Source organism: Peribacillus asahii (assembly GCF_004006295.1).
Classification (GTDB): domain Bacteria; phylum Bacillota; class Bacilli; order Bacillales; family DSM-1321; genus Peribacillus; species Peribacillus asahii_A.
The window spans coordinates 3,926,091-3,951,379 of record NZ_CP026095.1; the positions used below are offsets into that span (position 1 = coordinate 3,926,091).

Annotated in this window: 26 protein-coding genes, 1 pseudogene and 1 other annotated feature; of the genes and pseudogenes, 9 read left to right on the top strand and 18 right to left on the bottom strand. The window is 38.6% G+C overall.

What is annotated here, in order from left to right:
- Positions 1–73: 73 nt before the first annotated feature.
- The 4 genes from BAOM_RS19285 to BAOM_RS19300 all read right to left on the bottom strand — a co-directional run bounded on the left by BAOM_RS19285 (position 74) and on the right by BAOM_RS19300 (position 3,349).
- The gene (locus tag BAOM_RS19285) at positions 74–382 is read right to left on the bottom strand and encodes a hypothetical protein (protein WP_127761688.1); all 309 of its coding nucleotides are present in this window, start codon (positions 380–382) and stop codon (positions 74–76) included.
- An 84-nt stretch (positions 383–466) separates the two neighbouring features.
- A complete protein-coding gene (locus BAOM_RS19290) occupies positions 467–1,171 on the bottom strand; it encodes a DsbA family oxidoreductase (protein WP_127761689.1) in 705 nt (234 codons plus the stop codon).
- A 136-nt stretch (positions 1,172–1,307) separates the two neighbouring features.
- The gene (locus tag BAOM_RS19295) at positions 1,308–1,760 is read right to left on the bottom strand and encodes an RrF2 family transcriptional regulator (protein ID WP_127761690.1); all 453 of its coding nucleotides are present in this window, start codon (positions 1,758–1,760) and stop codon (positions 1,308–1,310) included.
- Positions 1,761–2,044: 284 nt separating this feature from the next.
- Complete coding sequence (locus BAOM_RS19300) at positions 2,045–3,349, bottom strand: RNA-guided endonuclease InsQ/TnpB family protein (protein ID WP_127761691.1); 1,305 nt, start codon at positions 3,347–3,349, stop codon at positions 2,045–2,047.
- Between the two features lie 582 nt (positions 3,350–3,931).
- Between BAOM_RS19300 and BAOM_RS19305 the strand changes: the two genes are divergently transcribed.
- On the top strand, positions 3,932–4,153 hold the full coding sequence (locus BAOM_RS19305) for a DeoR family transcriptional regulator (protein WP_119116910.1): 222 nt from the start codon (positions 3,932–3,934) through the stop codon (positions 4,151–4,153).
- Positions 4,154–4,229: 76 nt separating this feature from the next.
- Here BAOM_RS19305 and BAOM_RS19310 read toward each other — a convergent pair whose 3' ends face one another.
- Both BAOM_RS19310 and BAOM_RS19315 read right to left on the bottom strand, forming a co-directional pair.
- Positions 4,230–4,943, bottom strand: a complete 714-nt coding sequence (locus tag BAOM_RS19310) for a pseudouridine synthase (protein WP_127762646.1) — start codon at positions 4,941–4,943, stop codon at positions 4,230–4,232.
- 199 nt (positions 4,944–5,142) lie between these two features.
- The gene (locus tag BAOM_RS19315; RefSeq protein ID WP_127761692.1) at positions 5,143–6,750 is read right to left on the bottom strand and encodes a putative polysaccharide biosynthesis protein; all 1,608 of its coding nucleotides are present in this window, start codon (positions 6,748–6,750) and stop codon (positions 5,143–5,145) included.
- 228 nt (positions 6,751–6,978) lie between these two features.
- On the opposite strand from BAOM_RS19315, the gene BAOM_RS19320 reads away from it, so the two are divergent.
- The 3 genes and pseudogenes from BAOM_RS19320 to BAOM_RS19330 all read left to right on the top strand — a co-directional run bounded on the left by BAOM_RS19320 (position 6,979) and on the right by BAOM_RS19330 (position 9,904).
- A complete protein-coding gene (locus BAOM_RS19320; protein ID WP_127761693.1) occupies positions 6,979–8,247 on the top strand; it encodes a BaiN/RdsA family NAD(P)/FAD-dependent oxidoreductase in 1,269 nt (422 codons plus the stop codon).
- A gap of 99 nt (positions 8,248–8,346) precedes the next feature.
- Positions 8,347–8,469 (top strand): DUF4023 family protein, encoded by a 123-nt coding sequence (locus tag BAOM_RS19325; protein ID WP_127761694.1) that lies wholly within the window; start codon positions 8,347–8,349, stop codon positions 8,467–8,469.
- A 351-nt stretch (positions 8,470–8,820) separates the two neighbouring features.
- Positions 8,821–9,904, top strand: a pseudogene (locus tag BAOM_RS19330) (RNA-guided endonuclease TnpB family protein).
- A 299-nt stretch (positions 9,905–10,203) separates the two neighbouring features.
- Here the strand turns inward: BAOM_RS19330 and BAOM_RS19340 are convergent.
- From BAOM_RS19340 to BAOM_RS19350, 3 genes are all read right to left on the bottom strand, one after another.
- Complete coding sequence (locus BAOM_RS19340; RefSeq protein WP_127761695.1) at positions 10,204–10,509, bottom strand: MGMT family protein; 306 nt, start codon at positions 10,507–10,509, stop codon at positions 10,204–10,206.
- Between the two features lie 184 nt (positions 10,510–10,693).
- Positions 10,694–10,879, bottom strand: coding sequence for a sporulation protein Cse60 (locus BAOM_RS19345; RefSeq protein WP_119116917.1), 186 nt, complete (start codon positions 10,877–10,879; stop codon positions 10,694–10,696).
- Between the two features lie 64 nt (positions 10,880–10,943).
- Positions 10,944–11,255: a rhodanese-like domain-containing protein gene (locus tag BAOM_RS19350; RefSeq protein WP_127761696.1), complete on the bottom strand. Its 312-nt coding sequence runs from the start codon at positions 11,253–11,255 to the stop codon at positions 10,944–10,946.
- A 132-nt stretch (positions 11,256–11,387) separates the two neighbouring features.
- Here BAOM_RS19350 and BAOM_RS19355 point away from each other — a divergent pair, with 132 nt between their 5' ends.
- The gene (locus BAOM_RS19355; protein ID WP_127761697.1) at positions 11,388–11,762 is read left to right on the top strand and encodes a heme-copper oxidase family protein; all 375 of its coding nucleotides are present in this window, start codon (positions 11,388–11,390) and stop codon (positions 11,760–11,762) included.
- Between the two features lie 242 nt (positions 11,763–12,004).
- Positions 12,005–12,553 (top strand): shikimate kinase, encoded by a 549-nt coding sequence (locus tag BAOM_RS19360; RefSeq protein ID WP_127761698.1) that lies wholly within the window; start codon positions 12,005–12,007, stop codon positions 12,551–12,553.
- Positions 12,554–12,717: 164 nt separating this feature from the next.
- On the opposite strand, the gene BAOM_RS19365 is transcribed toward BAOM_RS19360, so the two are convergent.
- The gene (locus tag BAOM_RS19365) at positions 12,718–13,209 is read right to left on the bottom strand and encodes an Lrp/AsnC family transcriptional regulator (protein WP_127761699.1); all 492 of its coding nucleotides are present in this window, start codon (positions 13,207–13,209) and stop codon (positions 12,718–12,720) included.
- 239 nt (positions 13,210–13,448) lie between these two features.
- Between BAOM_RS19365 and BAOM_RS19370 the strand changes: the two genes are divergently transcribed.
- Positions 13,449–14,363, top strand: a complete 915-nt coding sequence (locus BAOM_RS19370) for a DMT family transporter (RefSeq protein ID WP_127761700.1) — start codon at positions 13,449–13,451, stop codon at positions 14,361–14,363.
- A gap of 38 nt (positions 14,364–14,401) precedes the next feature.
- Here BAOM_RS19370 and BAOM_RS19375 read toward each other — a convergent pair whose 3' ends face one another.
- The 7 genes from BAOM_RS19375 to BAOM_RS19405 form a co-directional block, all read right to left on the bottom strand.
- Positions 14,402–15,226, bottom strand: coding sequence for a DUF2935 domain-containing protein (locus BAOM_RS19375; RefSeq protein ID WP_127761701.1), 825 nt, complete (start codon positions 15,224–15,226; stop codon positions 14,402–14,404).
- 96 nt (positions 15,227–15,322) lie between these two features.
- Positions 15,323–15,880, bottom strand: coding sequence for a competence protein ComK (locus tag BAOM_RS19380; RefSeq protein WP_127761702.1), 558 nt, complete (start codon positions 15,878–15,880; stop codon positions 15,323–15,325).
- Between the two features lie 259 nt (positions 15,881–16,139).
- The gene (locus BAOM_RS19385; protein WP_252282621.1) at positions 16,140–16,718 is read right to left on the bottom strand and encodes an RDD family protein; all 579 of its coding nucleotides are present in this window, start codon (positions 16,716–16,718) and stop codon (positions 16,140–16,142) included.
- A 349-nt stretch (positions 16,719–17,067) separates the two neighbouring features.
- On the bottom strand, positions 17,068–18,537 hold the full coding sequence (locus BAOM_RS19390; protein ID WP_127762648.1) for a sodium:solute symporter family protein: 1,470 nt from the start codon (positions 18,535–18,537) through the stop codon (positions 17,068–17,070).
- Positions 18,537–18,734 (bottom strand): DUF3311 domain-containing protein, encoded by a 198-nt coding sequence (locus tag BAOM_RS19395; protein WP_127761703.1) that lies wholly within the window; start codon positions 18,732–18,734, stop codon positions 18,537–18,539. The genes BAOM_RS19390 and BAOM_RS19395 overlap by 1 nt, the downstream gene beginning before the upstream one ends.
- Before the next feature lie 74 nt (positions 18,735–18,808).
- The gene (leuS, locus tag BAOM_RS19400) at positions 18,809–21,223 is read right to left on the bottom strand and encodes a leucine--tRNA ligase (protein ID WP_127761704.1); all 2,415 of its coding nucleotides are present in this window, start codon (positions 21,221–21,223) and stop codon (positions 18,809–18,811) included.
- 54 nt (positions 21,224–21,277) lie between these two features.
- Positions 21,278–21,506 (bottom strand) — a binding site (T-box leader).
- 192 nt (positions 21,507–21,698) lie between these two features.
- Complete coding sequence (locus BAOM_RS19405) at positions 21,699–21,962, bottom strand: DUF2524 family protein (protein ID WP_164853293.1); 264 nt, start codon at positions 21,960–21,962, stop codon at positions 21,699–21,701.
- 136 nt (positions 21,963–22,098) lie between these two features.
- On the opposite strand from BAOM_RS19405, the gene BAOM_RS19410 reads away from it, so the two are divergent.
- Positions 22,099–23,067 (top strand): tRNA modification radical SAM protein MnmL/YtqA, encoded by a 969-nt coding sequence (locus BAOM_RS19410; protein WP_127762649.1) that lies wholly within the window; start codon positions 22,099–22,101, stop codon positions 23,065–23,067.
- Complete coding sequence (locus BAOM_RS19415; protein ID WP_127761706.1) at positions 23,057–23,632, top strand: tRNA 5-(aminomethyl)-2-thiouridylate-methyltransferase MnmM; 576 nt, start codon at positions 23,057–23,059, stop codon at positions 23,630–23,632. Before BAOM_RS19410 ends, BAOM_RS19415 begins: the two co-directional genes overlap by 11 nt.
- Positions 23,633–23,939: 307 nt before the next feature.
- Here BAOM_RS19415 and BAOM_RS19420 read toward each other — a convergent pair whose 3' ends face one another.
- Entirely contained in the window at positions 23,940–25,169 is a 1,230-nt protein-coding gene (locus BAOM_RS19420) for a helix-turn-helix transcriptional regulator (RefSeq protein ID WP_127761707.1), read from the bottom strand.
- Positions 25,170–25,289: the final 120 nt, after the last annotated feature.

Here is a 25,289-nt window from a genome sequence, read left to right on the forward strand (position 1 = left end):
AAAAATCCCTTTTATTAAAGAAACTGGTCGTAAGCAATCTCGCTATCTACTCACGACCATTTCAATTGAGTAATCAATAAGATGATATATGATCGGTTGCAATTAGCAAAAGAATCATTAGGACATGTAAAAAAGCTACAACTCCATATACAGAGACTTTAAATTCAGGTATATAAAGCGCTAACGGGAGTAAAATCCATGTTGCCACTCCAAGTGCCCTAATTACGGTTCCAATTCTCTTCGCTAATAACTGTTCATTTCGAGGATGATAAAACTCGCCATATCCTGCAATAAACGAGACTTGTTGCTTTTTCCACACATACGTCCCTGTTCCGAATAAAAATAGGCCAACTATGAAGATAAATAATAACTTAAGAGCCATTACCTCCACATCCTTTTTCTTCCATTATAACTAATAGACGAAAAAAAACGAATTTCCACTAGAGGAATTCGTTTTTTCGTTATGCTATTCAATATTACATGAACCATCCGAGCAAGCATTTGCATCAGTCGATTCGTTCACCATTTGAAGCGGCTGTTCCTCGGTCCAAACTTTTTGCAATGTATCCAAAAAGACCTCTGTTGGCTGTGCTCCAGAAATACCATATTTCCGATTAATCACAAAGAATGGTACACCTCGCACCCCTAATAAACTTCCTTCTTGCTCATCCGTTCTCACTTCAGCTGTAAATTGATTGCCGGCTAACATCTCTGCTACTTCCGCTTGATCTAACCCAACTTCCGCCGCAAGTGCTGCCAATGTTTGATGATCACCTATATGCTTGCCTTCTGTAAAATAAGCTAAGAATAAACGCTCATTCACTTCTTTTTCCTTACCTTTTGTCGCAGCAAAATGCATGAAACGATGTGCATCAAACGTGTTCGTCAAAATCGTTTGCTCTAAATGATACTCTAATCCTTCTGCTTTCGCTTGTGCGGTTAAATTGTCATTTGAGGCCTTTACTTGCTGAGCAGTCATATTATATTTTTTCATTAACATCTCATCTTGACTCATTTTCACGTCACGCTCAGCTTGTGGATCTAATTCGAAGCTTTTGAAAACGACTTCTACTTGATCTCGATGAGGAAACTGCGTTAACGCCTTTTCAAATCTACGTTTTCCAATATAACAAAATGGACATTGATAATCTGACCATACTTCTACTTTCATGAGGAGCCTCCCTTCATTTAATCTGATACTTTTAAAAGCACATTTTATTCAAAAGAAAATGCAATTAGCTTACACTAACTGCAATCATTATAAGCGCATTATATCGATTCCAATCTTGAAAAGCAATTGATTGGCTTTAATTAAAACATTCTTGCTCACTATAACTAAAATCAATATTTTCCATAAACTGCTCTAATGTATATTTCTTTAATTTATTAATCATTTCGAATTCCGCTTCATTTAATAATTCTTCTAAAGCATGATCCAACTGCTTGCCAATTTCTCCACATTCAGGTGTATCAGAACAAATCAAACATTCCGGTCTAACGGCCTCATATACATCTCCCAATGTCAATTCATCAGCTGGAACCTTCAAACTATAACCGCCATCTCTTCCTTCCTTCGTATCAACGATTCCGGCAGCAGCAAGCTGAGCCAGCACCCGGCGCAAAAACGTAGCATGTGAATTCACTTGTGAAGCAATCTTTGCACTCGTCAGTATCCTCCCGCTTTGTGCAAGCCAAACAAGTGAATGAATAGCAATTGCAAAACGAGGCGGTCCAATTTGCTGATTTCGATTTCCAGACATCCCAGCTCCCCCTTATTCCTCAGCCTTCCCTTCTTACCATTATACTATTTTCATTTTTTCTGAACAAACGCCTCAGCCTAATCACTTGATTCCCATTCATAGCATCTATAACGGTCTGCCGTCTCATATCGTTTAGCATCTGACCACTCCCATGGCTAAAGCCACGGGGTTCTTTCTCACAAACACCCCACTTACCACCTTCCATAAAAAGAGGCAGAGGCAAGACTTAAGTGAGCAACACTTGAGAGAAACACAGTCTTTCAAGTGGGCAAGGTCTGTGCCGACTACGCCGTTCGACCGGCGATACTTTTTCCTGTTGGGGGCTTGTCCTTAAGAGAGGAATCTCCTTGTTTTTTGGACAAAAAACGTTGATACCAAACAGGCTGTTTAAACACCACAGAAACAAGTGGTCGGACGGCCATGTGATGTTGTTTACGTGCAATATTTTGAGCACCGTTTACATCACGATGGATTTCTGTTTTGTGAACAGAACAAATAAACGTTCTTCCCTTTGCCCGATGTCTACCTCCGCAAAACGGACAGTCTTGAGACGTATAGCTTTCTTCCGTTTCTGTCACATGGATGCCTTTTAATTTCGCTTTATAGATGAGCTTTTGTTTGATTTTCCCTTGATTCCACAGGGACAGTTGTTGTCTTCTCACTTTGTTCTGTTTTCGTTTCTTTTGTTCGTTCTTCTTGGTCCCTTTTTCAATACCTGACACGTTTCCAATGACCAAATGCGTCACTTTTTCTGCTTCTAAAAAGGCGACAATTTCTTTCGTCGTTTTATGTTCCAGAGCTTCAAGTTGGTTGTTGCTTGTTTGGCATAGGCGATTTCTGGTGTCTTTGTACTTTTTCCATTGACGAGAGCCTTTTTTACAACGGGACATTTTCTTGCTTAAGTCCGCTAAAGCTTTGGCACGGAATTGAGAGATACTGCGCATCGCACGTCCTGACAAGACAAGCGCTCGATCTTCGGTGGCCACCGTGACCGCATGAATTTCTCCTAAATCTCCACCTGCCACCTTCTTCTCATACGCAGACAAATCTTGTTCAGGAACTTGAACCGCATAACAAAACCAATACGCTCCGTTCCGCCAGACAATTTCCGCATAGTTACATGCGTCTAAGTGTTCTTCTGATCGATTGGGGATGACGACCGATGTATGTTGCTTCGGAAACTTTTCGTTCCAGTTTTTCTTTTTCTTCTTAGTTAAAAGGTCAGAGAGGGAGAATCCATAGTCTACTTTTTTAATCGTGATGGTGTCTGCTGAAATGTCCATAGAAGCTTTTTTTAAGGGGATACAATAATAATATTTTCTTCGCCACGGATATTTGGCTTTTTTATCCGTTTTTCTCAGCTGTCGAATCGTTTCACGGTTCGCCGCATACTTATCTGCAATGGCTTGAACCGTCTGCGAATGAAGGTTGTAGGTTTGTTTTCGAATAGCTTGAATCTCGGTTTTACTTACCCACTTTTTACAAGCAAAATAATAGGAAGTAGCTTCCCGCACGATATCGTTCCAAACGGAGGCCGCTTCTCGTTGCATCTTTCTTAATTCTTTGTATATGTTTCGATCATAAGGAATTTGAAAGGAATTTGAAAGGAATGAGTGACAAACAAATCGTTTTGCCTCCTTTCTCTTTTACTTACACTCATTATAGCAGAACATCCGTTCTTAACACAAGAGTATATCCTATAAAAAAAATCGAACCTCTGACGTGTCATAAAACACGCCCGGTTCGACCTCACTCTCATCCCTAAAGGGGGTGTGACTCACACCGTAATGGGCTTTCTCGTTCGGAAAATCGGTAAAAAAACATATAATCATGCAATATTTTAGTGATTAAGAATATTACATAATTATACGGAAGTATTTACCACTATCTTTTTTTAAAAAAAGTGTATTAAATAAAGGTGAAACAGCATATACTTTTACCAAATAAATGACTAAATATCCAATATTTCGATAATTTCGAACTTTCAAGTAGAAATTATCCAAATATAGAGGTAATATTAAATAAAGGACATCTTATTGTTTCTGGAAGTTTCCGAGGAGTTGTAGGGTGGGTCCCAGCAAGATACATAGAGACAGCCTGAAGCTGTCCGACATATCGGTTGTTTTCATTTGTTCAACAAAACCAATGAAAAATAATTAAGGAGTGATTGTTTGAAACCTTCAACAAATCGCATGTTAACCCGTATTAAATCCGTTTATATGTTTATCAATGACAACGGTACGGTATCTACTCAAGAGATTGTAGAAGAATTTGGTATCACTCCTCGAACAGTACAGCGCGATTTAAATGTCTTAGCTTACAATGACCTGGTTAAAAGCCCAAGCCGTGGCTTCTGGACAACAACTAACAAGAAGGTAAAGATGTCATCTTAAACAAAAATCGATCCACCCGAAAATCGATGTGTATTATATGGAATGAGGCCGACATATTGTCCGCCTCATTTTTTTGCTATTGACCTCTCTTCAAGCCCTCTAGCTCCTCATCCGTCAATTCCCGATACTCTCCAAGTTCAAGCTCCTTATCTAACTGCAAGCTTCCCATTGACAAGCGTTTTAAATAAATCACTCGCTTATCGACAGCTTCAAACATCCGCTTCACTTGATGAAACTTCCCTTCCGTAATCGTCAGCTCAATGTCAGATGTGGGTCCTGATTTTAAAATAACGAGCTCACCTGGCTTCGTTAAATAGCCATCATCCAAGGTCACACCTGCTCGAAACGCTTCAATATCCCGCTCCGTCACTTCTCCTTCAATTACTGCAAAATACGTCTTCGGTACATGCTTTTTCGGTGATAATAATTGGTGGGCCAACTGACCATCGTTTGTAATCAGCAATAGCCCTTCTGTATCTTTATCCAAACGTCCAACTGGAAACGGCTCATAGATGGAATCCTCAAGCCCCAATAAATCAATAACCGTTTCTTGATAATGGTCTTCCGTTGCCGACAATACACCGGGCGGCTTATTCATCATTAAGTACACAAATTCCTTGTACTCTATCTGCTCTCCGTGAACGGTTACAATGTCTTCCTCCGGCTTCACATGCAGCTTTGCATCCTTAACGATGGCTTCATTTACTTTCACTGCTCCAGATTTCAGCAATCCCTTTACTTCTTTTCTACTTCCGTATCCAATATTCGCTAGTAATTTGTCAATTCTCATATAATCTCCTTTTTCGATTCCATAAAGTGAAACTTCCATCAGCGGGGGCTTACTGCCCGTTAAATGTGGGGGAAATTTCATACTAATATTCTCCGTCTAATAGGTTGGTATCTACCTGCCAGTTTATACTTTTCATCTGGTAATTTATATACTTTACCTGTAAAAAAATCAGAAAAAGCGGAGGAAGCTCCTCCACCTTCTATAATTTTAATCGTTTTTGTAAACGCTCGATTCGACTGCCAAATAACCGGTGAGCCAGCTTACTTTTTAAAGCAACGGCTGCGTAAAAAAGACCGCCAAAGCCAACACAAATCGCAACTATGACAATCGCCTGCCATCTGCTTTCTACATCAAGGAACAACTGCAAGCCACTTTCTACAATCCAAACAATTAAAGCCATGCCAGCTGTAAAAGCAATAATAAGCAGTGTTCTACGTATAAGAAGATTATAGCGATAGCCTGTAAAATAAGAAATGAAAGCTAAATTTAACACAACAGCTGCTAGGAACCCAAGAGTTGTGGCATAAATTGAACCCATTGTTTCAAACCATTGAATCAATGGAATGTTTAAACTTAGCTTAATCAAAAAGCCAACAAGCAAACTCAATACGGTAAACTTTTGCTCGTTAATTCCTTGTAAAATAGCGGCTGTTACCGAAAATAAAGCAAATAACACAGCTGTTGGCGCATACGCTTGAAGCACCTCTGTACCTAATGGATTATGACTATAAAAGGCTGAATAAACCGGATCCGCTAACACAGACATCCCCACAACAGCTGGAATCGTTAAAAATAGTAAAATCTGAAATGATTGATCGAGTTGATATTTAAACAAATCCTGATTTTGACTGATATAAGCCTTTGTTACCGATGGCACAAGCGCCATTGAAAAACCCGTTGCAAGTGTCATTGGAATGATGACAAGCTTTTGAGCATACACATTCAAAATCCCTAATGCATCTTCAGAGATATTATCTAAACCAATAGAAACCATAGCTCGGTTAAATGTTAAAGCATCCACTTGTTGAAATAAAGGCATAGCAATCCCTACAAACACAAACGGAATCGATGATAATAAAATCTCCTTATAAATTTGTACAAGTGAAATATGAACCGTTCCTTTATCCTGTGAAAGTAACTGATCTAATTTTGGCTTTCGTTTTTTCCAGTGCCACAAAAGCACAACCAGACCACCAACAGCCCCAACTGTTGCTGCAAATGTCGCGATACTAATAGCTGTCACCAATTCGCCGTCCATAAGCTTTAGCACAACATATACACCTGCTAAAAGGAAAACAATCCGAACAATTTGTTCTACTACCATGGAAACGGCAGAAGGTTCCATCTCTTCATGCCCTTGCAAGAACCCGCGGATAATACTCATAAATGGCACGATAATAAGTGCAAAACTAATGGCACGAATGACGGCCGTTGTATCTTCAACCGGCAACGGATTCTCCCCAACCGTAACAAATCCCGCATAGAACGGAGCCATTGAATATAATATCAAGAATGAAAGAAAACCAGTTATCATCATTAAAAGTAAACTGGATTTAAATAGCTTTCTACCTACAGCATATTCTTCTAACGCATTATATTTAGAAATAAACTTCGAAACAGCAAGGGGCATCCCCGCTGTCGCAAAACTAAGAAAAATGGAATACGGAACATATCCATATTGGTACAATGTAGCCCCTTTGTTGCCAACCATCGCTTCAAACGGGATTAAATAGAACAATCCCAAAACTTTTGATAAAATTGAACCAAGCGTTAATATAAAAGCTCCTTTTAAGAACTTAGACGACATATAATCCCATCCTGCCTGTATCAGTTACATTGAGAAACTCATCGATATTCTAACAAAGCTAAACATTTCTCTATACTTGCCGATATAAAGAGTTTGTCTCAAAACAAAAACTACTCTTCAGTTTACCTTTTTCTAACACAATACTCAATCTAATTTACTCGTTATTTTCTACATTTACAAAAATGCTTTATAATAGGAAGAATGAAAATGAAGAAGTGGTGATAACTATTGAAATATAACGTAATCGTAATTGGCGGCGGCCCTTCCGGATTAATGGCAGCCATTGCCGCTGGTGAAAAAGGAGCTCGTGTACTTTTAGTCGATAAAGGCGAAAAGCTTGGTCGCAAGCTTGCCATCTCTGGTGGCGGGCGTTGCAACGTTACCAACCGTTTATCGATTGATGAAATTATTCAGCATATTCCCGGCAATGGACGCTTTCTATACAGCGCCTTCTCGGAATTTAACAATGAAGACATTATTCAATTTTTTGAAAAGCTAGGTGTACAACTAAAAGAAGAAGATCATGGACGCATGTTTCCAGTAAACGATAAAGCACAAAGCGTTGTCGATGCACTGTTAACTCGCCTGAACCAACTTAATGTCACTATTTATAAAAATGCCCCTGTTGCCGATGTCCTTTATGAAGAGGGCCATACAGCAGGGATACAGCTAAAAGATGGACAAACATTCGAGGCGAATGCTCTTGTCATTGCTGTCGGAGGTAAATCTGTGCCGCATACAGGTTCTACGGGCGACGGTTACGCTTGGGCTAAAAAAGCGGGACATACCATTACTGAGTTATTCCCTACAGAGGTTCCCGTCTTAAGCAATGAGCCGTTCATCAAGGCTAAAACGTTGCAAGGTCTCTCGTTACGAGATATATCTCTTAGCGTGCTTAATCCGAAAGGAAAACCATTAATCACGCACCGTATGGATATGATTTTCACCCACTTTGGCATCTCCGGTCCAGCCGTGCTGCGCTGCAGTCAATTTGTTGTCAAAGCGATGAAAAAATGGAATCTGCATGAAGTGACAATGCAGTTGGATGTTCTTCCCGACCAAAATAAAGAAGAAGTATTTCAAATGCTCATGAAAGAAATTAAAGCTGAGCCGAAGAAAGCAATTAAAAATACGTTAAAAGGTCTTGTACCTGAACGTTACTTACATTTCTTATTAGAACGCAGCGGCATCGATCTTCAAGAGCAAGGAGCTATGCTCTCTCACGAAAAAATCCGCCGTTTAGCGGAATTATGTAAAGACTTTCGCTTTACTGTAAATGGGACACAACCGCTCGAAAAAGCCTTCGTTACAGGTGGTGGTGTATCTGTTAAAGAAATTCATCCAAAAGAAATGGCCTCCAAATTGATGGATGGACTTTACTTCTGCGGTGAAATTTTAGACATACATGGCTACACAGGCGGCTACAATATTACATCCGCACTCGTTACAGGCAGACTTGCTGGGATGAACGCAGCTGCTTTCTCTAAAAACAAGTAAGAAGCAGGTGTCTCTGCCTATTTTTTATTTGATGTGAATATATTCTTCTCAAATGATGATATTAACAGAGAACGAACCTTATTTGAGGAGGAAGCGATCATGGTAAACTCAGAGGATTTTGTAGAAAGAATTCAGGTGCAACAACAAAAACAAGAAAAAAACAAACAACACCAAGGCAACGGAAATCCCGGCAAGAAAAAGCCGAATAAAACCCATAAATAACGAAAAACTCGTAAAAGGCTGTTCAATCGAACAGCCTTTTATATGTGCAAAGATACATCCCTACTGACGGAAGTTTTATCGAAAAAATAGGCGAAAATACCCCTTCCTCAAGGAATGTGAAGGGTGATAGCCCAATGAGTAGGGAGGGGATGAATCGCCTTCTGATTGGGAAGGCTTACTTGCCATCTCGATTGTCCGACTGTTGGTTGAATCATAAGAAAATGACGATGATAGGAGGACCATCCCTTTTGTCCTTCTGATTAGTGACTATTCCACAAAAGGGAACTGATGTTTGTATCCTTAGGTTTACATATGGTATAATAAGGTAAATGGTGAAGGAGGTGCCCAACCATGTTCATCCACAAAGCCTTTAAGTTTCGCTTATACCCTAATCAGAAACAAATGGAACTCATCCATAAGACGATCGGTTGTTCAAGATTTGTCTTTAATCTCTTTCTTGGTAAACAGAAAGAAAAAGACGCTTACTGGTCTATCACAGAAGAAATGAAGCAGAATGGTCAACTTTCCTCAAATAATTGGAAAGGGGACTATTTAAATAAATATGAAACAATCAAAGAACTTCCAGAATTAAAGAAACAGTATTCTTTTTTGAAAGAAGTGGATAGTATCGCTTTGCAAAAATCGGTTGAAAACTTAGCGGATGCTTATAGTCGATATTACAAAAAACAGAATAAGCTACCACGTTTTAAATCAAAAAAGAATCCTGTCCAGTCTTACGTTACGAAGCATACGAATGGAAATATCGCTGTTATAGACGACCATATCAAGTTGCCAAAGCTAGGTTTTGTTCGTTTTGCCAAAAGTCGTGAAGTACACGGTCGTATTTTGAGTGCGACGATTAGACGGAATCCATCGGGGAAATATTTTGTTTCTCTAACGACCGAAGTAGAAGGAACAGAATTACCAAAAACAAATTCGGCTGTTGGCATCGATGTCGGCCTAAAAGATTTTGCGATTCTGTCAGATGGAACCATCTATTCAAATCCAAAGTTTTTCCGTTCTCTGGAGGAAAAATTGGTGAAAGCACAACGGATCTTATCGAGAAGACAAGAAAGAGCGCTTCAACAAAAGAAACCACTAGATGAAGCAAAAAATTATCAAAAACCACGATGTAATCGAAATAGAAGATTTAAAGGTAGCGAATATGAGGAAGAATCACCATCTGGCAAAAGCAATCAGTGAAGCATCTTGGTCACAATTCCGTACCATGCTCGAATATAAAGCGGAATGGTATGGAAAAACCGTCATCGCTGTCCATCCTACCCGTACCTCACAGCGTTGTCATGCTTGCGGCCATACAGAAAAAGCCAATCGTCCATCGCAAGCTGAATTTGTGTGTCAAAAATGCGGTCACACAGACAACGCGGATGTGAACGCATCTAAAAATATAAAAGAATTAGCGTTAGCTGTCTAACTAGATTCTTTTTTTGCAGGAGACTTGCTAGGTTAGTCGTTTGTACTGCTAACTGTCGGTGCGACAGGGATCGCCTACTCCATTAAGGTTCGATAGAATCTTGTACGTAGGAATCCCCCTCCTCAACGAAACGTAGTGGAGTAGGTGGGGGTAGTTCAATTGATTGCCACCCAAATTTCATTATAAGAATTTGCACGATAGAGATCAGAATCTAAATATGCTTCAAATGGTGGAATGTTAGCAGGTTCATATCCCGTTGGAGGGAAAACATTCTGAATCAATTTGTTTCCACGTATTAATCATAGCAGTTGATATCGATACTTCACAAGATCTATTTTATCATTTTGAATTTGAACGCCCTCCTGTTCAAGCTTCATTTTTTGAACAAAGCTTAACTCCTCATTTTTAATGCCTATTTCCCCTTTCGCATTAATGACACGGTGCCAAGGGAGCTCATATTTGTGACTGCTTGAATGTAAAATTCGCACAACTTGTCTAGCTCCTCTGGGACTTCCAGCCAGCTTAGCAATTTGCCCATAGGTCATAACGTTTCCAGGTGGAATTTGTTGAATAACTCGAATAACTCGCTCTGTAAAATTTTCCATATTTTCCACTCCTTAAAATGCAGCTATGATAAGATGTTGTATAGAAAATACAATAAAGCGGGACAAATCAACGTATCGATTGGCGCTTATTGGTTCACAATCGAATGTCTCATTTTTGTTGATAGTACCTTAGTTTTTTCAAGCAGACAACATAAAGAGCTGCCTCCGCACTGAGACAGCTCCATCATTTTTTCTTATAAACAATCATTGCACTAAAGCAGTAGATTTGTTCATCTTCCTCTTCAGCATTCATAGCCACATTATATTTAATATCGACAATTTGACTGTCCCGAATGTTGACGAGAAAAGCGTTCATTTCTTCTTCTAAATCCTTTTCATGCTCCGTATCAAACAACTTCACTTGAATCATCGGCGTCTTCCCTGCCTTTGTTTTTTAAAACAGGGTTCCCCATTTCAGGACATGTTATACCTTATTATTTAAAAACGACTTCTCCTGTCCATTCAAGCATACCGCCAGTCATATTCACGACTTTAAAGCCTTGTTCCTGTAGGTAATGACAAACATTTTCGCTGCGGCGTCCTGAACGACAAACGAAGATATATTCTTTTTCTTTATCGAATTGATCGAGATTCGCTGGAATTTCGTTCATCGGGATATGTTTTGCTTCACCAATCATCCCCATTTGTACTTCTTCATCTTCACGTACATCAACGATTTCTAGTTGTTCTCCCGCTTCAAGCTTAGCTTCTAATTCTGCTGGAGTAATACTTTTAATTTCTGACATCCTAGCACCTCATTCATAAGTTTTCTCTATTTCATTATAACTATTGAATATAGTAAGGTAAAATTTCACCTCCGAAATTATTTTTTCTCATACAAGAGCATATACTCCTACTAGAAAAGGAGGGGTCATATTATGGGGATTCGGTTTCTTAAGATTTCCGTTGTATATTTCATCATCGGTGTTGGTTTAGGTATGTTTATGTCGATTACACATCATTTCGAGTATGCGCCATCCCATGCACATATCAATCTTTTAGGCTGGGCTTCCTTTGCACTTGCAGGCCTTATTTATCATCTCTTCCCAGCTCTAGCCGAAAAGCTTCTCGGTAAGCTTCATTTTTGGCTTGCTAATATCGGATTGCCAATCATGATGATCAGCCTTATGGTGCTCGAATCTGGAAACGCTTCCGTTCAACCCCTCGTAGCTATTGGAGCTAGTATCATGAGTCTCGGTATTCTTTGTTTTGTTCTTAATGTACTTATCAATCTTCATAATACTAGCAAATAATCATCCACCGTCTAATACCACCTTTTCAAGCCTCAAAAAATTGGGGCTTTTTTTACTTTTCCCTTTCTCCATTCTTAAGCAAAAATCCATTTAGGAAGCTATTCTCAGAATTCGAATAAGTATAAAGAATATTTCAAAAACTTTTTTACAAACTTATGGACTTATACTATAATTAAGTTTATTTGAGCAGAATATCAAGATAATTTCTAATGATTATAAATAGTTAGAGAAGAGGGTTATCCATGATTAATAACAGAATATCTCCTAGAACACAGAGTATCGTTTTCATTGGTTTTATGGGAGTAGGTAAAACTACGATTGGACAGTTAGTAGCCAAGAAACTATATAGAGATTTTATTGATATAGATCAGGAAATTGAGAAAGAATATAATATGCCTACGACAGAAATATTTAAGAAAATCGGGGAAAAAGCTTTCCGTGAAAAAGAAAAAAGTTTAATTGAACACTTTAGCCAACAACCATTGAAAATTATTTCAGTTGGAGGAGGAGCTTTTTTACAAGAAGAAATCCGAAAGATCTGTCTGGCTAATTGTACGGTGTTCTTTCTGGATTTATCCTGGGAATATTGGAAGGACAGAATAAGCTTAATTATCGATAGCAGACCAGTATTACAAGGACGCACTCTTGAGGAAATTGAAGAACTTTTTAATAATAGACAAGAGATATACTCCTACCATCATTCAAAAGTTAAAACGGACGGCCTTGATGTTGAAGAAGTTGCAGATTATATAGTCGAATCATTGAAAGTCACTTGGGACATTCGCGAATAATGAAAAAAAGATGGCTAGAATATAGGGTAAAGGAGCATCTCCTCACCTATAAACTAGTCATCTTTTCTATTCCGCTTTAAAAGCTTTGTTAACAAGCCCAAAATCGTTTGTTTAACATAGCCAAAAAGTTATATAACAAAAACCTGCTTCCTAAGTTTATCACGTCAATTGCTTATTGAACCTTCACAGATTGGCAAAATCGTCGAGCACTTAATTTCTCTTAATGCTAAGCTCGTTTGAATTCGAGTAATGCCTAGTTTATTTAACTTTCTAATAAAAAGTTCAAGCTCCTTCCTCTCTTTAATAATCACTTTTAATAAATAATCATACTCCCCTGTTAAACAGTGACATTCTAATACTTCAGGCATCGTTTTTAACGCTTTTTCTACTACTTTTATTTGCTCCTCTTGATGGATGTTTGTACTCATAAAAATAAAACATAATAAATCAAATCCCAATTTCTCTTGATTTAAAATGGCCACCTGTTGATTAATAAATCCTTCCTGCTCTAAGCGCTTGATTCTCGCATGAGTTGCAGGCGGGGACAAATTGACACGTTTAGCCATCTCTATATTGCTGATTTGTGCTTGTTTTTGTAAAATATCTAAAATTTGAAGATCTATTTTATCTAATACCTTGCTCACGATGGATTCCACGTCTTCTCCCCCTTTACAATTGTTCCAAAAATAATCTCATTCCTGCATAAAAAAGTGAATTTTATTCGGTAAAGAACTTATATACTTTTTAAAATTTCAAATTTATATCATAAAACAAATTAAATCACTACATATATAACGAAAGTGTTAAAATTATTCACATCAATACTATACGCCATTGTGCACAATGACTTCAATAGCTTTTACAGTCTTTTGAAATAGGAATGGAGCTAACTAACATGCGATATGTTTACTTCTCATTATTACTATTAACTAGTTCATTATGGGCAGGTAATTTTATTATCAGCAAGTCTCTTGTTGAACACGCCTCCTCGATGACCTTAACAAGCTTGCGCTGGATCATTGCCGTCATCGTCCTATTACCGATTGTATGGTGGAAAGAAAGAAAGATCCTTCCTTCACGAGATGCCCTTTTCCCTTTATTTTTAATGGGTATTACCGGGGTTACATTATTTAATCTGTTACAATTTGCTGCATTAGAGCATACTTCGGCGACAAATGCAGGCTTAATTTCAACATTCAATATGATTTCAATCGCCCTATTCTCTTTTATTTTTTTAAAGGAAAAAATGAATAAACGGCAAATACTTTCAATTATTTTTTCATTTCTTGGAGTGATGCTTGTTCTTTCTAAAGGAAACATAGACCTATTTCTCTCACTCCAATTTAATTTGGGAGACGGTTATATGTTCGCTGCAGTAGCTATTTGGGGAATTTATTCTGTTTGTAGCAAGTGGGCGCTATCAAAGACTTCGGCAATGATGGCTACTCTCTATTCAGGCATATTCGGACTTCTTGTTCTGCTTCCCTTCAATCTTTCAAGCTTTGCGGTATCCAATATTAATGCTTCATTCATTCAATCGATGCTTTATACAGGTGTCATTTCTACAGTCGTCTGCACCGTACTTTGGAATCTTGGGGTAAAACATGTAGGAGCAACCATTTCAGGACTTTTCTTAAACTTCAACCCAATCTTCACTGCTATTTTTGCTTTTCTATTTTTAGGCGAACAAATGACAAGCATCCAAGTAATCGGCAGCAGTATCGTTATTGCAGGATGCTATGCATTTTCACATTTTAAAACAAAGAATATTCCAAATAAAACTGACGTCCGTCATAGTTTGCAAAACTAGAAAAACACCGTTTGAACGGTGTTTTTCTTAATAAAAAATTACTTATTTATTCTAGGCTTTGCTGGGTTACAATTTGGCGCATTTTTTTCCGTAGCCTGAGCCAACTTCGTTAAATAGTAGCATTCTTCCCTAAACATATGATCAGCCATAAGAGGAGCAAAAATGCCAAGCGCTTGTTCGCTAAGCTCCAATTCTTCAATTTCTTGTAGAAAGCTCATAAACAGCTGCATTTCAAGAGTCACACTTTCATTAAATCTAGTTAAAGCAGGAAATGTTGATAGATTCGTTCGTAAGTATCCTGTCATTTCAACAGCTTTTAAATAGAAAGCTTCAAAATCCTTTGTAAAACGATTGCTCTTCTCTTTAATTTTCTTTTCTATCCAGTCCATGTTATCTGATATAGCTCTCGCATGACCGGCTGCATCTAACGTCCAAAGTAAATGATGATGAAGCACATGAGCAATCGGAGGAATCTTTCCTAATTTTAAATAGCCTAGTAGACGAAGATATTCTTCTAATTCATTCACCATATGATTGATAAACGTAGGTCCTAAATGAATCGTAACTTTTCCTAGTAAGAGCTTTTCAATTAACGTTAATTTAACCATTCGAAATCTCAGCGCTTCTTCCTCTGCTTTTTTACTTAATTGAACCATATTCATCGTTCCGACACTTTCCAGCAGGCGGTCAAATGTATGAATAAAATAGTTAGCTCGATCAATTTCTTCTTTTTCTTTCGGCGCCAGAGAATCATGAATAAAACGAGCATGATCACCTAAAATTTGAAGCCAAAACCCATGTTCAAACTTTGCAGATTGTTCATATTCAGAAGCCACATCATCTCTCCTTCCACTCTTACTCATATATGATATCTAACAAATGCACTCTTTATGACTAGATTGATTGCCTCTCTTCTAAAACGAAAAAACAGCCTCCCGTTAAGGTTAGCTGCTTCCCTTCTACTTCTCCTCATCCTTCTCTGTAAAGCTAAATTCTCCATTTCCTTTCCGTAAAATAAAATCACTCTCTCGTTCATAAAGAAAAAGCATTTTCTTCGTGGAACGATGTGTAAGCGTCATTTGAAGGCGCGACGCTTGCCCCATTTTGATATCAATCTGGCTAATATTCATCGGAACGATTAGACAATGTCCATAATTTGTATAAACAATCGTTTCTTTTCCTAGTCTTTCAAGACGACTAATATGCGCGTTCGCAAGCCACACGCTATCTTTTCTGCGAAATGAGCCACACGGAAAGAAAACAAGTCCTTCCTTCGTATCAATTGCAACGGGAACTGAATGTTTCTCACCAAGGATTGTTCTCGCTCCTAAAATAGCTCCTTCTCGACAAGAACCGTAATACTTCAAAGTCCGATCAATAATTTCATTTGGTGTCATCGCAACGAAAAACATCCGCTCTCCTTCAATCACTCTCGTAAACTCGTTACCAAACTCATCATATTCTGACGATAGACTAACGGTTTCCTTATTTATCATATACACTTTTCGTTTATCCATATAACTCTCCTCCTATTTTCAATTTGTGATAAAAGGAGTTACTAGCTACTAAGCAGGATAGACTCCTAAACGAATCGCTCTTTCGTGTGGAAATCGTCCCTTCCACCTACTTGAAGTATACAACTAGTATACTAGCTTTTCGATATTTTTGTATGAGAGAAAGGTTAACCTCGTCTCATTGGGCCTCTGCAGATCTTCCTGCTGTTGAATAATTGATTCACAAAAAATAGAGCTGACCCACGTAGCCAGCCCTCATCTATTATCTTTTATAAACAACAACTGTCTTGGCAACAAAGTCATGCAGTGATTGTTTCTTTTCTGTAAAGGCTGCGATAATGTAGCCAATGTATAAAATACTTGACAAAATGGTCGCAAAATAACGACCAAGCGCACGTAAAAAAGAAATTCGCTGACCGTTTAAGTCGGTGACTTTAATGCCAACAATCATTTTCCCAAGCGTTCCTTGCCATTTTGAGGCATGCATACCTGCATAATAGAGTATACCAATTACGATAGATAAAACCCAAACCACTACTTGAATAATCAACATTGTAACATCGAATTCACTCATAGATTGTTCATAATACTCATCGCCGGAGTAACTATCATAAGAACTATCGAAATCCGAAATTTCCCCTGTAGAAAACAGAGAGAAAACCCCTAACATAAGTGCGATAATAAAAATTGGAATTCCTACAATAATTCCATCAATAACACAAGCTACAAAGCGAATCCAAAATCCTGCATATTTCGTACGTTCTGTTTCATTCAACATCGTACCGCAGTTTTGACAAAAATCTCCGCCCGTTGCTTCATGCCCACATTTTTGACAATACATGGTCTTGTCATTCCTCCTTCATCAGTTTTATAGAAAAAAGCATCCAGTTCATCCCTATGCTTCAAACTACCTAAATAGTAGTGTAATATAGTTCGACAAAATATAACAGGTGCCGAAAGCTAGATTTTGCTCTTCGTTTCTACTTATGTACTTTTTTATTCTGATTAGATGAAAACGAGCCCCCAATCGTTTTATCAACAATATGGTTTAACACAGCCGCTCATTAAGGCTAAAGCCCCCTTCATCCAAAAGGGGGCTTTAGCTTTTTAGTTTGTAATATTAGTCGCTCATGTACAGAGTGGGTTAGCGTTGTTAGAAACTTGCTCAACATCCCAACGCAGCCCGCGAATCATTTTGCAGCTAGTTTATATGACATTTTAAACTTTCTAACGATTAGACTCACTGTAATTGTGACAAAAAGGTTAATCACTAAAGCAATAATGCCAACATTCAAATCTTTTGCTGTCTGAGGTAAAGACGGAAACAAAGTACCAATTGTCGATTCACTAATAGTAATATACGCTACAGTGGCTATTCCGCAAATGATTCCAGACGCCGCCCCATATTTATTAACAAAATTGTCCTTCATAAAGCTAAAAAGAAGGGATGGAAACAATTGTGTCATTAGGCTATACCCCATTAGGAGTAACGTCGCAAGCGTATTTCCACCGTTTAAAGTGAAATAAACAGATATAAGGGCAATGGCAGGAACGAGATACTTGGCCAATTTTCCAACGCTATGATCGGTAGCTGATGGCACAAACGGCTTATAAACATTTTTCGCCAGCAAGGTGGCCCCGCTCATTAAAAGCATCGAACCTGGCACTAGCGCAGTCAATAATCCCGCCCCTCCGATTACACCAATAAACCAAGGATCAAAGGTTTCAATAGAAATACGCAGTAAAGCAAGGTCTACATCTCCTCCTTCTAATCCTGGCACCTTCAGGATAGCAGAAAATCCAACGAAAAATACAAATAATAACATGAGCGTATATAAAGGACTAATTATGGCATTTTTACGAAATACCTTTCCACTCTTTGCAGTATAGGCGGAACTGAAAACTTGCGGCCACATGTAGAAACCTAATACAAGTAAAATTACAGTAGAGATAAACCATGAAACACTAAGCCCTTGTTCAGGAAGTTTTAAAAGTTCAGGTTTAGTTGCATGAATAGCCTCAAACATAGGCTGAAGACCCCCATAATAATGAAGCGGGAGATAAATTCCTAAGAAACCGATTACGACCACCATCATAATATCTTTAATCACAGCGGTCCAAGCTGAACCATGAATTCCTGATATCATCACATAAATGGTCAAACTAATTGCTCCCATCCAGACTGCAACAGGCATGGAAATAGCTCCATATGATGCTTCCGAAACAATAATACCTAAACCTTTAAGTTGAACAACAATAATAGGAATGATTGCAATAACACCAACAAAAGCGACCAATACTCCTAAATATGGACTTCTATACTTGCTGACAAAGAAATCAGATTGTGACATTAGATTATTTTCTTTCGCATATTTCCAAATAACAGGTAATAACCAATAAGACAAGACATACGATAAACTAATGTAAATAAGGACATATAAGGCTGGTGCACCTTTCCCATAAGCCCATCCACTTCCCCCAAGGAAAGAAAAAGTCGTATAAATTTCTCCAGCCATTAAAAGAAAGACAAACATAGAACCAAAGCCTCGACCGCCAACCGTCCATTGCTCCAAGTTCATATCTTTTCCTTTTACAGACATAATTCCAAGAAAAATCGCCAATATCCAAAAAACTAAAATAATCAAAAGCGCACTATTCATCATTCATCCCCTTCCTGATTTCGAGGATCCAGCTTGTACATAATACCTAAAATAATAGAGGTAAGCACTGTCCACATCGCCATCCAGAACATATTAAAAGGCATTCCTAATACGAAAGGTTCTACTCTATTAACTAAAGGAAGAAAACCTAAAATGCCTATAAAAGGAACGATAGAAAGAATATAGATAATCCTCATTACAAAATCTCTCCATTCCACAATTAGTTAAGAATACAAGTAGCCCCCTTCATCCAAAGGGGGCTTCATTTCTTTTAGTTTGCTACAATATTCACCAATTTACCCGGTACAGCAATCACTTTACGAACCGTTTTACCATCGATTTGTTCTTTAACCGCATTGTCACCCATTGCGATTTCTTCTAACTTTTCTTTGGTTGTATCTGTTGGCACCATAAGTTTTGCTTTTACTTTACCGTTAATTTGGACAACGATTTCCACTTCATTATCGATTAATTTTGCTTCATCGTAAGCAGGCCATGTTTCATATGTGATGCTTTCTGTATGACCAAGATGTGCCCAAAGCTCTTCAGCAATATGTGGAGCAACTGGTGATAATAATTTAACAAAGCCTTCAATATATTCTTTTGGAAGAGCTTCTGCTTTATAGCAATCGTTAATAAACACCATTAATTGTGAAATCGCTGTGTTGAACTTCAAGTCCTCATAGTTCTCTGTCACTTTTTTCACAGTTTGGTGATATACTTTTTCCAATTTACCTGTAGAATCTCCCTCAACGATTTTATCTGTTAGTTGATTGTTATCATCTACAAGCAATCGCCAAATACGATCTAAGAAACGACGAGCTCCATCCAGACCATTTGTTGACCACGCAATGGATGCATCAAGCGGCCCCATGAACATTTCATACAGACGAAGTGTATCCGCACCATGGCTTTCCACGATGTCATCTGGATTTACGACATTTCCTTTTGATTTACTCATTTTTTCATTGTTTTCCCCAAGAATCATCCCTTGGTTAAACAAGTTTTGGAATGGCTCTTTTGTTGGAACGACACCAAGATCGTATAAGAATTTATGCCAGAAGCGAGCGTATAATAAGTGAAGAACAGCATGCTCTGCTCCACCAATATAAATATCGACTGGAAGCCATTCTTTTAATTTCTCAGCGTCTGCCAACGCATCTGCATTGTTTGGGTCAATATAACGTAAGTAGTACCAGCTGCTTCCCGCCCACTGCGGCATTGTATTCGTTTCACGACGACCTTTACGTCCATTCTCGTCAGTTACGTTCACCCATTCTGTAATGTTCGCAAGTGGTGATTCACCTGTTCCAGAAGGCTTGATGTCTGTTGTCTTCGGTAAAAGCAATGGAAGCTCTTCTTCTTTTAACGCTTCCACGCTGCCATCTTCCCAATGAATGATCGGAATTGGTTCACCCCAGTAGCGTTGACGGCTAAATAACCAGTCACGTAAGCGGAATGTTACTTTTTTCGTACCGATTCCTTTTTCCTCTAACCACTGAATCATCGTTTTAATTGCGTCTTCTTTATTTAAACCATCTAAGAAGTTCGAGTTTACATGCATACCATCGCCTGTGTAAGCTTCTTTCGTTACATCTCCGCCTGCAACAACTTCAATGATTGGTAGTTCAAACTTCACCGCAAATTCATAGTCACGTTCATCATGCGCTGGGACAGCCATAATCGCACCTGTTCCATAGCTGATTAACACGTAGTCAGCTATCCAAATTGGCATTTTGGCACCGTTTACTGGATTAATGGCATAAGCACCTGTGAAAACACCTGTTTTATCTTTCGCTAAATCCGTTCTTTCAAGATCGCTTTTATGTTTCACTTGGTCTAAATATGCGTCAACTGCTGCTTGTTGCTCAGCTGTTGTAATTTTTTCAACAAACGGGTGCTCTGGCGCTAGTACAGCGTATGTCGCTCCGAATAATGTATCCGGACGAGTCGTAAACACCGTAAAAGTTTCATCATGTCCATCGATACCGAATGTTACTTCCGCTCCTTCAGAACGGCCAATCCAGTTACGCTGCATATCTTTAATATTTTCTGGCCAATCAACCGTTTCTAAGTCGTCAAGTAAACGATCCGCATACGCTGTAATACGAAGCATCCATTGTTTCATCGGACGGCGCTCTACTGGATGACCTCCACGCTCACTCACTCCATCAATGACTTCCTCATTAGCAAGTACGGTTCCAAGTGCTGGACACCAGTTCACCGGCACTTCATCTACATAAGCAAGACCTTTTTCATATAATTTTAAGAAAATCCATTGTGTCCATTTATAATAACTTGGATCGGTTGTATTAATTTCACGATCCCAATCATATGAGAAACCAAGTGATTTAATTTGACGACGGAATGTATTAATATTGTGCTCTGTAAATTCAGCTGGATCATTTCCTGTATCAATTGCATATTGTTCTGCAGGAAGACCAAATGCATCCCACCCAATTGGATGTAATACATTATAACCTTGCATGCGTTTCATACGCGCTAAAATATCGCTCGCTGTATACCCCTCTGGATGACCTACATGAAGACCTGCTCCAGATGGGTAAGGAAACATATCCAAGGCATAGAATTTACGCTTTCCACTTTCTTCCCCCGTTTTAAATGTTTTATTCTTCTCCCAATATTGTTGCCATTTCGCTTCAATACTTTTATGTTCAAAACTCATGTTCTTTCCTCCTACTTTTCTTCTTTAAGAGCATATAAAAAACCCCTCATCCCAAATAGGGACGAGAGGATTATGTATATCTTCCCGCGGTACCACCCACATTGGCAACTCGCTTATGTCGCCCAGCTCAAACACCCGTAACGTAGGTTAAACGCCAGGCATTACTACTAGTTCACACCTGAAACTCCGAGGCGAGTTCACAATCATTCCAGGTTGACTTGCACCATCCGTCAACTCTCTACAACTGGTTCTAACTGCTACTACTCCTCATCATAGCCTTTATAAACATTGTTTAATTATACTTCATTCTAGTCAATTTCTTTCATAATTGCAATAGGTGCTCATAAACATTATGAACGAGTTCGCCTATATATATGCGTTTCTTCTGAAAATTGTGAGTTGTTTCTCATTTTAGTTCATATATAAATCTGAACTAAAAAGGGCTACCCAATCCAAACTTGGGTAACCCGTTTACTTAATGTCGTAACATAACCATATCGTGTCTCATTAAATCGAGCTGTCCTTTCATCCGTTGAAGTCGCTCTTTCTGCTCTGGATTTGCACTCGCATAAATTGGTTCCATCTGTCTTATAGCTTCTTCTAAATAAGCTTGTGCATTTTGGTAGGTTTCATCATCCCAATGTTCCTGCCTTGATGCCTCTATATATTCAAAATCTGCAAATCGGAGAGCCCCTTCACATTGCTCTAAAAAATGGTCAATAGATTGTCTTGTTCCCATTCTTATCCTCTCCTTCGCATTCATTTTGATGACGAATCATCGAACTTAGTTTAAGTCAAACAAACTAAAATTATTCTTGCTCAAAATATTGTATAATAGGTGGGATAAATTAATTGAACATAGGAGGTTGCTGATGTTGAGTCAGATAAACCCGTTTATATATGCCAGTGATAACAAGCGCTATCACACATGGAATTATCATTTAAAAAATCATTTTGGCCATAAAGTTTTTAAAGTTGCACTTGATGGCGGCTTTGATTGTCCAAATCGCGATGGTACAGTCGCTCATGGAGGGTGTACATTTTGCAGTGCAGCCGGATCTGGCGATTTTGCTGGAAATCGTGCTGAACCACTTGATGTGCAATTTAAGGAAATTAGTGAAAAAATGCATTATAAGTGGAAAGACGGTCAATACATTGCTTACTTTCAAGCATTTACAAATACGCATGCGCCCGTTGAGGAATTGAGAGAGAAATACGAGCTCGTTCTAAAACAGGAAGGCGTGGTCGGTCTTTCAATTGCAACACGTCCTGACTGCTTACCAGATAATGTTATCGAATATTTAGCGGAACTAAATGAACGTACTTACTTATGGGTTGAGCTCGGTTTACAGACCGTTCATGAACAAACAGCGACCCTCATTAACCGCGCTCATAATTATGAGTGTTACAAACAAGGTGTCGCCAAATTGCGCAAGCATAACATTCGTGTTTGCTCCCACATTATCAATGGACTTCCGCAAGAAGATTACAGCATGATGATGGAAACGGCGCGTGAAGTCGCTAAATTAGATGTGCAAGGAATTAAAATTCACCTGTTACATTTATTAAAAGGAACACCTATGGTTAAGCAATATGAAAAGGGCATACTTGAGTTTCTTCAACGAGATGAATATGTCCAGCTTGTTTGCGACCAGCTCGAAATCATTCCGCCAGAAATGATTGTTCACCGCATCACAGGAGATGGACCAATTGACTTAATGATTGGACCGATGTGGAGTGTAAATAAATGGGACGTACTAAATGCGATTGATGGAGAGCTCAAACGTCGCGATAGCTGGCAAGGGAAATTTTACAAAGCGGAGGCAGTAAAGAATGAAGCTTGATCGAATTCTACCTTTTGCAAGAATTTTATTAGAAAAAGCAGTACAACCTGGTGATATCGCAGTCGATGGCACGATGGGGAATGGGTTTGATACCGTTTTCCTTGCAAACCTAACAGGAGAAGCTGGGCATGTGTATGCTTTTGATATTCAAAGCGAGGCCATTCAAAGCACTACGGCAAAGTTAGCAGCAGAACAACTATCTGAGCGTTGTACTTTATTTCATGCTGGACACGAACAATTGAAAAATCTAGTCCCGGAGAAGGAAACACGAAGCTTAACGGGTGCCATTTTTAATCTAGGTTACCTCCCCGGAGGAGATAAAACCATTACCACACAAGCAAGCACAACAATTTCAGCGATTGAACAACTGCTTGAAAAAATGAAACCGGAAGGCATCATCGTACTTGTCATTTACCATGGACATCCAGAAGGTGCGATTGAACGAGATGAATTGCTAGCTTATGTTAAACACTTACCGCAAGATAAAGCACATGTTCTTCAATACGGATTCATAAACCAAGCGAATCATCCACCATTTATTGTAGCTATTGAAAAAAGAGCATAGAGCGAAACTCCCATTAGCGGGTCCCACTGATGATTAGCCAATCGGACCTTTACTACAAAAGTGAAGCGACTGTTCAGCCTCGACAAGCATAAGATGAAATGCAGCTAGAGGAGGGCTGCCGTCCCCCATCTAACTTCTTTGTTTCCTCATAAGCTTAAGGTGGAGGGCTGCCCTTCCTTTAAGTATGGGATAAAAAAACAATCTATGCATGTTAAAGTGCCAGTTCAACTTGAATGGAACAGGCACTTTTATTTTTAGCTCCTGTGTGTGAGCTTAGTCTCACACACCTTCCAACAAAGCTTTATCTTTAAAAATCATCCTCTACCCAGCTATGTGAAAATAAAATTTCCTTTGTCCCCCGATATTGACTTGGTGACCAGCCAATTTCTTTTTTAAACGTAGCGCTAAAATAATTAGGCGTATTAAAGCCTAATTCCATCGCAATTTCTTCAATGGTTTGATTCGTTCGTCGCAATAACCAAATCGAGCGTTGTAGTTTAACTAACGTAACATAGGAAACAAAACTGTGCCCAGTTTCTTTTTTAAATAATCGACTAAAATAGGTTGGACTAAAGTTCACCTTCGCTGCTACTTTATTCATCGAAATATTTTCTGCATAATGAGAGCGTATATAATCAATACTTTTTTGAACAGAAACATTTGTTGGAATTTCATCAAAATAACGCAGCCACAATTCATGCTTAGCAACGGACATTCTTGCAACCTTTGCATTCGCATAAGAACTCTTTAACTGCATGACTTCCCGACAAATCGATCCTACTCCAATGTATAATTGAATGCCATATTCTTCCCTAAGTACTTCAATAGCAGAAAACATCACTTGTTCTCCTTCTGCCCAAAAAGACGGTGTTGCTACATCAGATGGAACTTTCAACAATAGCGCAGCATTTTTATGAAATGGAACAAAATAAGCTTCATATCCAATAGCAGAGAATGCTTTTAAAATAACCTTTTGCACAACAGATGAAGCTTCCCATCCCTCTTTCTTTTCTCTCTCTGGACTAATGAGAAAGCCTTGAATACAGCAAACCAAATTAGGAACCATCGCTGAAGGCAGCAATGTAAGGGATTCAGACATCTCTACTTCACTCGTTATATCCCCTTTTAACACCCTTCTCCAAATCATATCACGGTACGATTCACCTTCTACCGTTTCTTCTATAATAGGTATTTCGGTACGAAGAGAAAAAGCTTTTTTAAAATTCCGATAAAAAGACCTGCTCTTTAAAGGCTTAATTAATAATGAAGGGAGTCCCAGCTCAATCGCAATAGGCGATGTTTTAGTCATTGATTGATCCAGAATCGGAATGATAAGAATATCTTGATACTGCTTCATCATTCTACGTACCTTTACCCAATCAAAAAGAGAAGTAATTTCTACAATTAGAATATCATCCGGAAGAATGGAACCTTCATTTTGAACGATTAAATTTGAAAAACTAGGGTGAGCTAACCATGTTTCTATTTTTTCCTTTTCTTGATCATCCTGTACTACTAATTGAACACGGTACGACATTAGACCCCTCCCTAACGATGAATTATTCTACAAATTATACTATGTTCCGACAACAATAGTGCAAATTTTTGTATTTTTAAGACAAATTTTTGTAAGGTATACCTATTCATAATATAGTAC